Below are 12,661 nucleotides of genomic sequence, written 5' to 3' on the forward strand. Positions count from 1 at the left end.
TTCATATTTTTCACAGCAAAAAAAAAAACCGCACCTGCAAATGCAGCTACGATTTTAAAGAGACTTGTATTTTCGCTCCGGCCGCCCAATGCTGCCGTAAATGACTTTCACTTCCATCTCGCCGGTAGAAACAAGATACTCTAAATACCTCCGGGTGGTCGAATAACTAATACCGAACAACTGACTGAACTCATCGGCATTTAAGCTTTCCTCCACAAGTTTTATTTTTTCTCTGACAAGCTTTAGCGTATGCTTATCAATGCCTTTTGGCAGCAAAGCTGTATTAGAAACAGACTGACTTTTTGATTGAGGTGTACGAAACATCTGATCTACTTTATCTTGATCTATCCTTTTTTGTTCGTAGAGCTGTTTTCTTACTTGTTTATATTCCTGCAGGGTGGCAATCAATTTATCAATCATGATCGGCTTAATTAAATAACCGAATGCACCTCCGCGAATTGCCTGACTGACGGTTTCAGTATCATTGGCAGCCGTAATTAAAATAACATCAATCCCCCAATACTGTTTTCTCACTTCCTTTAATAGTTCAATACCATTGGTGTCTGGTAAGAAAACATCGAGCAAAATAAGATGGGGCTGGACTACTTTTAACAAATCGACTGTTTGTTTGCCTGAACCAGCCGTTGCAATCACCTCAAAGCCAGGCTGCTGGTCTGTGAATTGCTTGTAAATCCCTGCTGCCTCGTGATCATCTTCTACAATAATCACTTTAATCGTTTCCATAAAGTGCCCCCTTTTTAGGTAAAACAATCGTAAACCGAGTGCCGCCAAGCTGGCTTTTGTCCATGTATATGTCTCCCTCAAGCTTCTGAAGAGCATGCCGGACAATCATTAAGCCGATGCCGTGGTTCTCTCCTGTTTTAGTCGTATACCCTTCCTTGAATATAACTTCTTCCATGTGCGCTGGAATACCAGCTCCATTGTCTTCAATGTCAAACACAATATCTTTTCCAAAGTCCGTAAATGAGACAGATACTTTTCCTTCCTTCCCGTTATAAGCACGTGCTGCTTCTAAAGCATTGTCTATAATATTACCAATAACAGAAACGATCTGCTGAGATTCTCCGGCAGTGAGCGAAACAGACAAACTGCTTTCTATATCAATATTCAACTGTACCTGAAGCTCCTTTGACCGATTCACTTTGCCAAGCAGGCAGGCGGCAATAACAGGATCTGAAACAGATGAAACCAAAAAAGAAATCACATCCTGACGTTCCTGAACTTCCTGAGAAATCAGTTGAATTGCCCGCTCATACTGGCCTAAGCGCAGCAGACCATAGAGTGTATTAAGCCTGTTTAAAAACTCATGATTTTGTGCCCGCATATTGTCAGAAAATGCTTTTATCTGCGACAGCTCTTCCGCCAGCTTTTCCACTTCTGAAACGGGGCGTGCCGTGAGTACCACTCCTTCTGTTTGACCGTTTTGCAGGAACGGAGATAAATCTGCAATCAAAAGCTGATTATCGAATACGATGGTTTGGTTGACTCTCTCTTCCTTAAATGTAAGAACTTCTCTTAACAGGGCTTGAAGCTTCTCCTCCTTTATAGCATATCCTTTTTGAATCGTTTGATCACCGAATAACAATCGTGCTTTTTTATTCATCGATGAGATCTGATTGTGTGTATTAATCACAATTGTTGCATCTCGAATAGATTCCAATGTAGCTTGTTTTTCTTTAAATAAGGATGAGATTTCTTCCGGCTCCAAGCCTAAAATAATTTTTCGAATTCGGCGTGCAATAACCATGGCCCCTATAATACCAATCGTTAATGGAATGATGGCGAGCTGTATAATTTTGATTCGATAAGCAGCTGCTTGATCTTCTATATCATTTAATAAAAATCCGACAGAAGAAACGCCAATGACATTGCCCTGTTCATTCCAGATAGGTGTCTTTGCTTTGATCGCTGGACCCGATACACCTGTATCTTTATAAATAACAGATTGTTCTTTTAAAAGAGATGCATCATTACTAGTCGCTGTATGTTTCCCGATAGAATCAGGATTTGGATTGGTATAGCGGATTCCTTTCTTGTTCACAATAGTTACGTAGCTGGCACCTGTGGTTTTGCGTATCGTTTCAGCAATGGGCTGCATGGTGTCCGTAGGGTTTTGTTCATTGAAGGCATGAATAATTCCTTCATTTTGTGCTGCAAGTTTTGCAACGGTCATCGCCTGCTTTCCCATATAAGACTCGATCATCTCATCGATCATAGAAGAAAAGAGAAGGCTTACGAGGAATGTACTGATAATGACGACTAAAGCTAAAAGAAGCGCAATTTGAGTCAGCAGGCTTAATCGAATCGGTTTAAAAAGCATAATCCCTTCCTCCTCTACTGCTTATCTGCTGTTTTAAGACTGACGGTTTTAACCGGATAACAAAAGGAATGAACCTGCATTTTTCTTTTTAAGTATACTTGTTAATGTAAAGCAGACAAGAACTAATTCTAACCAATCTGTCAAACGGTTTCATTATTTGCTTACTTTTTAATACGAATCGGTTAAACCATTCTCCTACCTGCTGGCAGCGCCCTTTTAACAATTACAATGAAACGATGCAGTATATAATCCCGGCTGATTATTCACAAAAAGGGTATACTAGCTTTTAATAGTTCTACAAGACATAAGTAAATGATACCCGTCGAAGAAAATCAAACTGACTTGTACACTTTTATGAAAACAGTTCCAAAACCGTTTCTTTTTTAGTAGAATAAAAGGGAAGAAAAAAAATTTCTTGTTCACAATAAAAAAAATAAATAATTTTTATTACATCGGGTTAACGAGTATTACAAAGATCGGATCATTTAATAAAGGAGACCATTCATATGTCAAATCAATCTTTTTATTTAGGTGTTGATATAGGAACAACCAGTACAAAATCGGTTTTATTCGGAGAAGCCGGCAAAGTTATTGCCATGCATCATGTGGAGTACCCTCTCTACAGCCCGTCTCCATCCGTTGCCGAGCAGGATCCAGATGAAATTTTCCGGGCCGTGCTTGAAACGATCAAAACAGTTTTCATAAAAAGTCAAGTGGACCCCGCCCAGTTAAAGCTCGTCAGCTTTAGTTCAGCAATGCACAGTGTCATCGCCATGGATCAAAACGGCAAGCCGCTAACACGATGCATTACCTGGGCGGACAGCCGGCCGACAAAATGGTCTGAAAAAATTAAAAATGAAATGAACGGGCTGGAGATTTACAAAAGAACCGGTACACCGATTCATCCAATGTCGCCTCTTTGCAAAATTGCCTGGCTGCGGACCGATCAGCCAGATGTGTTTGCAGCCGCTGACAAATTTATCGGCATTAAAGAATACGTGTTTTATCAGCTGTTTGACGAATATGTCGTTGACTATTCTATTGCCTCTGCAATGGGTATGTTTAATTTACATGAACTAGCGTGGGATACGGAAGCGCTTGAAGTAGCGGGTATTTCTGAGGACCAGCTGTCCCAGGCCGTTCCAACGACTCACTTTTTAAAAGGCTTGAAGCAGATATACAAGGAAGAGCTCGGTATTTCGGATGAAACACCATTTATTGTAGGGGCAAGTGACGGGGTTTTATCTAATCTGGGTGTTAATGCTATTGATCCAGGTGTAGTAGCAGTAACAATTGGCACAAGCGGTGCGATCCGTACTGTTACAGACAAGCCGGTCACCGATCCAAAAGGACGGATTTTTTGTTATGCGCTAACTGAAAATCATTGGGTTGTTGGCGGACCGGTCAATAACGGCGGCATGACGTTTAGATGGGTACGGGATGAGTTTGCGGCAGCTGAAGTAGAAACGGCAAAGCGGCTCGACATTGATCCGTATGAAGTACTGACCAAGATCGCATCTCGCGTCGCACCGGGTGCGGATGGTCTTTTGTTCCACCCTTATTTGGCTGGTGAGCGGGCACCGCTTTGGAACCCTAATGCACGAGGCTCCTTTTTCGGTCTCAGCCTGCACCATAAACGGGAGCATATGATTCGCGCTGTTTTAGAGGGAGTAATCCTGAACTTGTACTCTGTGATGCTTGCCCTTCAGGAAGTGATTGGCGTGCCGAAGCAGATTCAAGCAACAGGCGGGTTTGCCCGCTCTGAACTATGGCGCCAGATGATGGCCGATATTTTTGATCAGGAAGTGATTGTACCGGAAAGCTTTGAAAGTTCCTGCCTCGGTGCCATCGTACTAGGGATGTACGCACTTGGAGAAATTGATGATTTTTCTATTATGTCAGAATGGGTGGGCAGCACACACAGCCACCAGCCAAATCCGGACAACGCAGAAGTTTATCAGGATTTAATGTCTATTTATATTCGCGTAGCACGAGCGCTTGAAAATGAATACAGCCTTATTGCTGATTTTCAGCAAAAGTGGATTAAATAAAGTTGCTTTACGTGTTTTTTACAAAAAGAAGCGGCCTGTTTCTCTAGACAGGCCGCTTTATTTATTAGAACACAAATATTTTTTCTTTATGTAAGAGGGACTTGACTGACCAGCCGTTTCTTATATACTACTTTTGAAATGGTAATGCTCACTTCGTACAAAAGCAACAAAGGAATGATTACCAAAATATCTGAAACAAGGTCGGGCGGCGTAATCAAAATGGAGACCACCACAAGAGCGAAATAACAAGCCTTTCTTGCTTTAGCCAGCCGTACTGGGTTGATAATACCCAGTCTCGTTAAAAACATCACTACCAAAGGCATTTCGAATAAAAAACCAAATGGCAGTGTTAAATGAAGCATAAAACGGAAATAGCGATCGGCTGTAAACATTGTTTCAAACTGTCCGGAGGATAATGCTGTGAGATATCCTAAAACAATCGGAAATAAAATAAAATAACCAAATCCAATGCCTGTTAGAAACAAAAGAAATAAACCTGGTATAAAGTGAAGTGCAACCCGGCTTTCCTCTTTTGTCAGAGCCGGCTCGACAAAGCGCCATGTTTGGTAAGCGGCTACTGGAATCGTCGCAGCAATCGCACCTACGCCTGAAATCATCATATATACCCATAAAATATCGCTCGGCCCCAGGATGGCCAGTTTGCCATCCAGATCTTTGATCAGCCAGTGGTAGATATCTTCAACGAATATAAAAGCGATAACCAGAAAAAAAAGAAATGCTGCTAACGTTTTGACAATCCGCTGACGAAGTTCCTCCAAATGCTCAATCAGTTGAATATCCTTGTTTTCCATTTGAACGCCTCCTGTCTTCCGCTAAAAAAAGAAGTAGACGAGTTACCTCGTCTACATATTTCTTACGAAACGGCTGATTTTTCTTTTTTCTCCACGGTTGTCAGCTCAGGCTTTTTCTCTTCTTCCTCTTCCACTAAGTTTTTCGTCGCACTTTTAAACTCACTTAACGTACGACCAAACGCGCGCCCGATTTCTGGAAGCTTTGAAGGGCCAAAGATCACAAGAGCAATGATTAAAATTAACACTAAACCTGGAACACCGATATTTTGCAGCATAAGAATTTGCTCCTTTCAAATAAATGTATTTTATTTTCTGCTTGTATGCTTAAAGCTGGCCACCGCTTCTATTTCGATCAGCCAATCTGAATTCACTAAGCTTTCCACACCTACTGTAGAACGAGCGGTTTTTCTTGGATTTTCTTCCGTGTTGAAAAATTGTCCGTATGCATCAAACCAGCCCTGGTAATCTGGTTTTCCTCCTTTGTTCGGGTCCGACACAACATACACACGCAAATATGTGATATCTTTCATCGAAAGCCCTTTTGCCTTCAACTGTGCTTCTAGGTTTTTCAAAATACCCACAGCCTGCGTTTTTGTATCTCCATATCTTTCATATGTGGTCGCTCCATCTTTATTTAACAAAGGAGGAACCGTACCGCTGAATAATAATTGTCCATGTGAAGCCGGAATTGCCACAGAATTTGAAATAGTAGAGGTAGAACTTCCAAAGAAAGTCACTCTATTAGATTTTATTTCTTCTTTTTCACTTACAGCCGAAGCAATGGAAAAACCTGCAAGAACATTTGCGCTAATGACCACAGAAGCGATCGTTGTTTTCATTGTTTTTTTCATGATTTTCCTCCTTTAATGTATAAAAATAAGCAGAGTGAGTGGTCAATTTTTATCCTGCTTTTGACGGTACAGGTCCGCTTTCTTTCAGCACTTTTTCATGGATTTGGCTCACGGCTGTCCTGGCCGATTCAAACGCACCTGCCATCCATCCGGTCATATAGCTGAGGTGTTCGCCGGCTAAATAAATGCGGCCTTGCGGCTGGTTCAAAATTGGATAGTAATTTTTTAAATCTGATGCAGAATACTCAGCCCATCCCCCCTGGCTGTATTTAATTTTGTGCCATGCAAGAGAAAAAGAGGTTTCAAATTCATCAGCATATTGCTTATGTATTTTTCCTCCTTGAGCTAAAGCATGAGATTGACGCTGGGCAAGGGAGCGATTGCCTACATCGACTGCATTTTGTCCAAAATTGTAGTAGCCTACTACAATTCCTTTTTGAGTTAAAAAGTCAGAAGATGGATACCAAATTTGTGAGATATCCATATTGGTTGTGGTGATACCACCTAAAATTCGATCTTCCTGCTCCCAAAATCGGCTTTTAAATTGAATACCAATTTTTCCTGTTGTTGCATACTGAATGCTAGCAATGGCTTTTTTCATCTCAGGCGTAAAGTCTGCTGGGATGCTTTTTAAAACGGGCAGAGGAATGGTACAGATGCAGTAATCTCCCGTTAGTTCTTTTACTTTTCCTTTTACGTTATATACAATTCGGGTACCGTTTGAAGATTGGCGAATTTCCAAGACCTTTGCTTCAAATGTAATTTTTCCTGGAAGCTGTCTTTCAAGTGCTTTGGGTATCTGGTCCATCCCTCCTACGGGCTGGAACATCATAGGTTGTTGGGTGAAGGAGTAATCTGAGCTGAGGTTATTCATCATTCCTGATTGAAGAAGTGCACTAGGTGTGTAGGGTGTATCTATTGTACCCGGCTGGAGTCCGGCGCCAGGCAGCTCTTTATATCCGCGGCGGCTTGAGCCTTTATAAGTGTAGTCAGAAGATAAATCGCCCTCGCGTTTCAAGTAATCCATCAGTTTTTCCATATCTTCTTTTGTTAGTTCTTGATCAAGCGCAGACTTATTTACCGCTTTGGCTAACAATTCGGATACAAAGCCCCGCGTGTCCGCTTTGATGGCCTGCTTGCGAATTTTTTGATCTGCTAAACCACCGACCTTTTCCTGATAGTAGTAGGAAAATTCATTGGCATTGCAAAATACCTCAAGAGGAACACCAAGCTCTTTACAATAATCAATCGTTATGTGATGCTGTGGAATTCGGGCAGGACCTGCATTAAAATAAAGCCCTTTGTCAAATGTAGCTGTTTGTTTTATTCCACCAATTTCGGTTTCCTGTGTTCCATTTCGCACCGTCCAATTCCTACCGCCTGTCCTGCCTCTCGCTTCGAGAATGTGACAGTCATAGCCTGCTTTTCCAAGTTCATAAGCAGCGGTCATTCCTGCGATACCTGCACCGAGGATAATGACTCTCTTCCCTGTTTTACCAGAAGAGGAAAGATCACTTTTAGCTGGAGCACGATAGCTGCTTGTATTAGCCATCACAGGAGAAGCTAAAAACCCTAAAGATTCCATCGCCCCAAATACAGCAACGGCGCCTCCCACTTTTCCTACTTGATTTAGGAAATCTCTCCTCGTTATGCTTTTTTGTTCTTTCGTCATTTTGTTTCCCCCTTTTTATCACTTGGAATAAGAGTATAATAGGGTTTATATTTTTCCATATCTACACATTTGTTAGAAAATATTACATATTTTCTAACTACCACAGCCATATCAACAATAAAAATAGAACGAAGAATTGCTGCTGATTTAATCAATTTCTAGCCAGGTAGAAAAAGAAAAAAGCGGTCTCCCTTCTGAAAAGGGAGCCGCTGCTTCTTTTGGATAAAAGTAAAAATCGTTAACTGTATAATCTTATCCCATTACTTACTTTTTTCAACGCTGTGGCCGCCAAATTCATTGCGCAAAGAAGCCACTACTTTCCCAGAGAATGTATCTTCCTCAAGTGAACGATAACGCATCATAAGAGACAAAGCGGTAATTGGAGCCGCTGCCTGCATTTCAAGAGCTGTCTCGACCGTCCATTTTCCTTCTCCAGAAGAATGCATAATTCCTTTAATACCTTCAAGCTTTGGATCTTTTGAAAAAGCATTTTGCGTTAGTTCCATTAGCCATGAGCGGATAACAGAACCGTGGTTCCACACTCTGGCTACTTGTTCATGATCATAGCCGAAATCGCTTTTTTCTAGAAGCTCAAAGCCTTCTGCAATGGCCTGCATCATTCCGTATTCTACGCCGTTATGAATCATTTTCAAAAAGTGCCCGCTGCCGCTTTTTCCGGTATACAGATAACCCTTTTCAACGCAAATATCCTGGAAAACCGATTCTAGCTGTTCAAAAGCGGACTTTTCGCCGCCCACCATCATGCAAGCACCATTTCTTGCTCCGGATGTACCGCCGCTCGTACCAACGTCTAAGAAGTGAATACCGTGCCCCGCTAGTTTTTCTGCACGCTGAATGGAATCTTTATAATGTGAATTTCCGCCTTCTACGACGATATCCCCTTTCGTTAACAGCGGTGCTACCTCATTGATGACTCCTTCCGTAATTTCACCGGATGGAACCATTATCCAGACCACTTTTGGGCTCGGCAGGCTGGCAGCAAGCTCTTCAATAGAAGAAGCTGTCTTTGCCCCTTCTCCGTGCATTTTTTCTCTTGCTTCCTCGTTTACATCAAAAGCAGTAATCTCATGACCATGCTCCATTAAGTTCAATCCTAATTGAAATCCCATTTTACCGAGCCCGACTAAACCGATATGCATATGTTATAAACTCCTTCGAAAATAATTTTCATACCTTTATTAAATTATATAAAATTTTTTTCTTCATTAAAACCCTTTCAAGAAATATTTTTTATTTTTCTGCTTGTGCTATACTAATGTTATAAGACAGTTTGCAAGGAGGGACTCTCGTGGCACAACAGTGTATGGCAAAAATTCGCTCTTATTATGCGAGGCTAAGCGAAAAAGAAAAAAAGGTAGCGGATTATATTTTGCAAAATCCTGAAAAAATCGTTCATATTACGATTAATGAATTGGCAGAGACCCTGCATGTTGCGGATGCAACTGTGTTTCGGTTTTGCAAACGAATAGGATTTAAAGGCTATCAGGCCATGAAAATTGCACTCGCTTCTGAAATTATGGAACCGATTCAGCAGATTCATGCAGAAATTTCTGCAGACGATGATGAAAAAACGATTACAAGAAAGATTTTTCAATCAAATATTCAAACGCTTGAAAATACGCTTCATCTTTTAAATGAGAACGCACTTCATCAAGCTGTATCCATCCTTCTTCATGCAGCTAAAATCGAATTTTATGGTGTCGGCGGCTCTATGGTTATTGCCATGGATGCTTATCACAAATTTATTCGCACGGGAATTAAAGCGTTCTCATTTGTTGATTCCCATTATCAGCTTATGTCAGCTTCCCAGTTGACAGAAAGGGATGTCGCCGTCGTTATTTCCCATTCTGGCACCAATAAAGATACAATTAATATTTTGAAAACAGCTAAAAAAAATGGTGCTAAAACCATTGGAATTACCGGCTACCCCAAATCATTTATTGGCCAGAATGTAGATGTCGCACTTTTTACAAGCTCCGAGGAAACAGATTTTCGTTCTGAAGCCCTTTCTTCCCGTATTGGACAGTTAAGCATTATTGACGCCCTTTATGTAAACATTATGGTGCTGAATAAATATAACGCCAACAAAGCGCTTGATAAAATCCGTAACTCTATTTCTGAAACAAGAATCTAACCGACTTATTTGACGGTTACTCCTTCTTGAAAATGAAAGCACTTTCCATTTGTGTACCATCGAGTGGACCAGACAGCTTTTTTACAGATGGAAAATGAACTGACCGCTACGAATAATATGTATCGTTTCCTTCATTTTATACAAATCTTCTTTAACAAATAAAAGCTAGGAGAAAGCAGCTTTGCCTGCTATCTCTTGGCTTTTTATATATGAATGAAGTTTTTTCAAGAAAATAAGCAGGAATTCTTCCAAATACAAAGAAATTAGGTAGGTGTACAAACGATTCCATTTGTACCATTCCTTGAAGAAAGGGCGGCTGAAATGAACCAAAATGGACAAAAGAACATGGAGCAGGATAAGAAAGTAAAAGTAACAGTAAATGAATTACGAAAGCTGCAGCAGCAATGTGAGGAAGAATCCTTAAAAAGAAAAAGTCCAGAAAGAAAAGCTTTTTATGAAGGAATGGCTATTGCCTACTCAACTATTGAACAGCAGATAAAAGGAAATACAGACTATGTACATCCGGAATTTATTGAGCATTTGTTTGATTCCATGACCAAACTAGAAGATCTGCCGCCAGTAGAAGATAGTTACGCGGAAAACTGCTCGTTCTGTGGAACAAATAAAAGCGAAGCGGGCGCTCTGGCGCTTGGACCTGGTGTTTCCATTTGTAAAAAATGCTTAGAATTTGGCAAAGATGTGATTCAGTCTTATTCCAGGCAGGACTTGAAAAATAGCTCTGCCGCCCATGCCTCTTATATGGAAAATTGTTCTTTTTGCCAAAAGAGCTCAGAGACAGCTGGTACTCTGACGCTCGGACCCGGTGTCTCCATTTGTGAAGGGTGTTTAGAATTCGGAAAAAATGTTATTTAACCCATTAAAAAAATAATATAAAAGAAACCTCCCTGGATTTCCAGGGAGGTTTCTTTGGATACGCTTTGATGAAATGGATATCCTTATACAAATATGCTTACGAGCAGAACACCAGCAAACGCAACAAAAGAAAGAAGAGTTTCAAGCACTGTCCAGGTTTTAAATGTTTCTTCAACTGTTAAGCCTAAATATTCTTTTACCATCCAAAATCCTGCATCATTTACATGTGAGAACATCAGTGATCCGGCTCCTGTTGCAATCACAAGCAATTCAAGATTTACATCTGGCATCCCTGCAATGATAGGTGAAACAATACCAGCTGCTGTTGTAAGAGCTACTGTAGCAGAACCAGTCGCGATGCGGATCAAACCGGCAATCATAAATGCGAGTAAAAGCGGTGACAGGGATAATCCTTCTGACATTGTTCCAATCGTTGCTCCAACTCCGCTGTCAATCAGTACTTGCTTAAACGCTCCTCCGGCTCCGATAATTAACAAAATTGAACCAACTGGTACAATACATTCTTCTGTAAACTTTTTAATTGTATCCCGATCCATTCCCTGACGAAAGCCGAGGAAATAGTAAGCCGAGAAACAAGCTAGTAAAAGAGCTACAAGCGGACTGCCGATAAAAGCTAAAATTTGTTCGGCTTGATCAGGCAGGCCAACATAAGGTGCTGCTGTCCCAATGATCATCAAAATAACGGGCAGTAAAATAGATAGGAATGAGATACCTACACCAGGAAGAGAAGCCGGATCTTTTTGCTCTATCGTCACTAAGTTCGGCTCTCCTTTTGGAATAACCCGCTTATAAATGAACTTTGCAAACAAAGGACCGCTGATAATACCGGCTGGCAGAGCAATAATTAAGGAATACAAAAGTACTTTTCCTAAATCAGCGCCGTAAATGCCAATTGCTGCAATTGCGCCAGGATGCGGAGGTACGAGGCCGTGTACAACGGAAAGACCAGCGATTCCAGGCAAAGCAATTAATAAAATATTTTTCTTTGTCGCTTTTTGAATTGAAATCACAAGCGGCAGTAAAATTAAAATACCGACTTCAAAAAAGACCGGAATTCCAATAATAAATCCTGAGAAAAACATTGCCCACGGAAGTTTTTTCTCACCGAAAACCTTTACAAAATAGTTTGCAATCTGCAGTCCGGCACCGGATTCAGAAAGCATTTTCCCTAAAATTGTACCAAGAGCTAAAATACCAACTAAATGCCCCAGTACGCCTCCGACTCCTGTCTCATAAGCGCTTACAATTTTGTCCCAGGATAAACCGGAAAAAACAGCTAAAAACAAACTGGCTACGGTTAAACTAATAAATGCATGCCACTTAAACCAAGAAACGCCGATGATGACGAGAACAATTGATAGCAGCGTTATAATTAATAAATAAGCGTCCATTGAACTACCACCCTTATACTGTATTATAGCTTCAATTGATAATGTAAGCATTTCCAACTGTTGAACCTATTATACGAAAAAATATTTCTTAAATCAATACTATTTTTAGAAAAAATATTTATTTATTTTTCAGTAAATCGACAAAATAATGAAAACACAATCATTTTTTTTCTTTTTCATAAAAGACTGAATCAAATACTATTAATTTTAATTAATCTCATTTAAACTTTTACTATTCTTAATGACAATTAACTTCACTAACTACATTCGTCTACCTCCAACTATAGAAATTCATTAAAAGACATATCTAACGATTCATGAAAAAGAAGGCTCTTTTCGTAACTTTCGAAAAACAAGTTTCTCGAACTTCATTAGCCATCTTAAAAATGTCTGCTTTAGATATTGGAAATAAATCTTGTTGAACTACCTTGAACACCTCCATCTGTTCTGTTTTTGATAAGGAATGAAAGCCAGGTGTAACTGTCAAGTGAAAC

Annotated in this window: 11 protein-coding genes and 1 pseudogene; 3 read left to right on the forward strand and 9 right to left on the reverse strand. The window is 40.4% G+C overall.

The features are described from left to right. Positions 1 to 54 precede the first annotated feature (54 nt). Together VP97_RS16445 and VP97_RS16450 are read right to left on the reverse strand one after the other, a co-directional pair. Positions 55 to 744 carry a response regulator gene (locus tag VP97_RS16445; RefSeq protein ID WP_050183131.1) on the reverse strand — a complete coding sequence of 230 codons (690 nt, stop codon included), beginning with the start codon at positions 742 to 744 and terminating at the stop codon, positions 55 to 57. Further along, positions 731 to 2,341 carry an ATP-binding protein gene (locus tag VP97_RS16450; RefSeq protein WP_050183133.1) on the reverse strand — a complete coding sequence of 537 codons (1,611 nt, stop codon included), beginning with the start codon at positions 2,339 to 2,341 and terminating at the stop codon, positions 731 to 733. The genes VP97_RS16445 and VP97_RS16450 overlap by 14 nt, the downstream gene beginning before the upstream one ends. Positions 2,342 to 2,847: 506 nt before the next feature. Between VP97_RS16450 and gntK the strand changes: the two genes are divergently transcribed. Next, a complete protein-coding gene (gntK, locus tag VP97_RS16455; RefSeq protein ID WP_050183135.1) occupies positions 2,848 to 4,392 on the forward strand; it encodes a gluconokinase in 1,545 nt (514 codons plus the stop codon). Between the two features lie 86 nt (positions 4,393 to 4,478). On the opposite strand, the gene tatC is transcribed toward gntK, so the two are convergent. From tatC to gnd, 5 genes are all read right to left on the reverse strand, one after another. After that, positions 4,479 to 5,204 carry a twin-arginine translocase subunit TatC gene (tatC, locus tag VP97_RS16460; protein ID WP_050183138.1) on the reverse strand — a complete coding sequence of 242 codons (726 nt, stop codon included), beginning with the start codon at positions 5,202 to 5,204 and terminating at the stop codon, positions 4,479 to 4,481. A 62-nt stretch (positions 5,205 to 5,266) separates the two neighbouring features. Continuing rightward, on the reverse strand, positions 5,267 to 5,479 hold the full coding sequence (locus VP97_RS16465; RefSeq protein ID WP_050183140.1) for a twin-arginine translocase TatA/TatE family subunit: 213 nt from the start codon (positions 5,477 to 5,479) through the stop codon (positions 5,267 to 5,269). Between the two features lie 30 nt (positions 5,480 to 5,509). Further along, positions 5,510 to 6,055: a RidA family protein gene (locus tag VP97_RS16470; RefSeq protein WP_050183142.1), complete on the reverse strand. Its 546-nt coding sequence runs from the start codon at positions 6,053 to 6,055 to the stop codon at positions 5,510 to 5,512. Positions 6,056 to 6,104: 49 nt separating this feature from the next. Beyond that, positions 6,105 to 7,727 (reverse strand): flavin monoamine oxidase family protein, encoded by a 1,623-nt coding sequence (locus VP97_RS16475; RefSeq protein WP_050183144.1) that lies wholly within the window; start codon positions 7,725 to 7,727, stop codon positions 6,105 to 6,107. Between the two features lie 260 nt (positions 7,728 to 7,987). After that, a complete protein-coding gene (gene gnd, locus VP97_RS16480) occupies positions 7,988 to 8,887 on the reverse strand; it encodes a phosphogluconate dehydrogenase (NAD(+)-dependent, decarboxylating) (protein WP_050183145.1) in 900 nt (299 codons plus the stop codon). Positions 8,888 to 9,036: 149 nt separating this feature from the next. On the opposite strand from gnd, the gene VP97_RS16485 reads away from it, so the two are divergent. Beyond that, positions 9,037 to 9,882, forward strand: coding sequence for a MurR/RpiR family transcriptional regulator (locus VP97_RS16485; protein WP_050183146.1), 846 nt, complete (start codon positions 9,037 to 9,039; stop codon positions 9,880 to 9,882). Positions 9,883 to 10,203: 321 nt separating this feature from the next. After that, positions 10,204 to 10,755: a ClpX C4-type zinc finger protein gene (locus tag VP97_RS16490; RefSeq protein ID WP_050183147.1), complete on the forward strand. Its 552-nt coding sequence runs from the start codon at positions 10,204 to 10,206 to the stop codon at positions 10,753 to 10,755. A gap of 83 nt (positions 10,756 to 10,838) precedes the next feature. Here VP97_RS16490 and VP97_RS16495 read toward each other — a convergent pair whose 3' ends face one another. Beyond that, complete coding sequence (locus VP97_RS16495) at positions 10,839 to 12,167, reverse strand: GntT/GntP/DsdX family permease (RefSeq protein WP_050183150.1); 1,329 nt, start codon at positions 12,165 to 12,167, stop codon at positions 10,839 to 10,841. Between the two features lie 307 nt (positions 12,168 to 12,474). Then, positions 12,475 to 12,661 (reverse strand): annotated as a pseudogene (locus tag VP97_RS24370) (hypothetical protein); the annotation flags it as partial.

It is taken from the genome of Domibacillus robiginosus (assembly GCF_000966195.1).
GTDB lineage: Bacteria > Bacillota > Bacilli > Bacillales > Domibacillaceae > Domibacillus > Domibacillus robiginosus.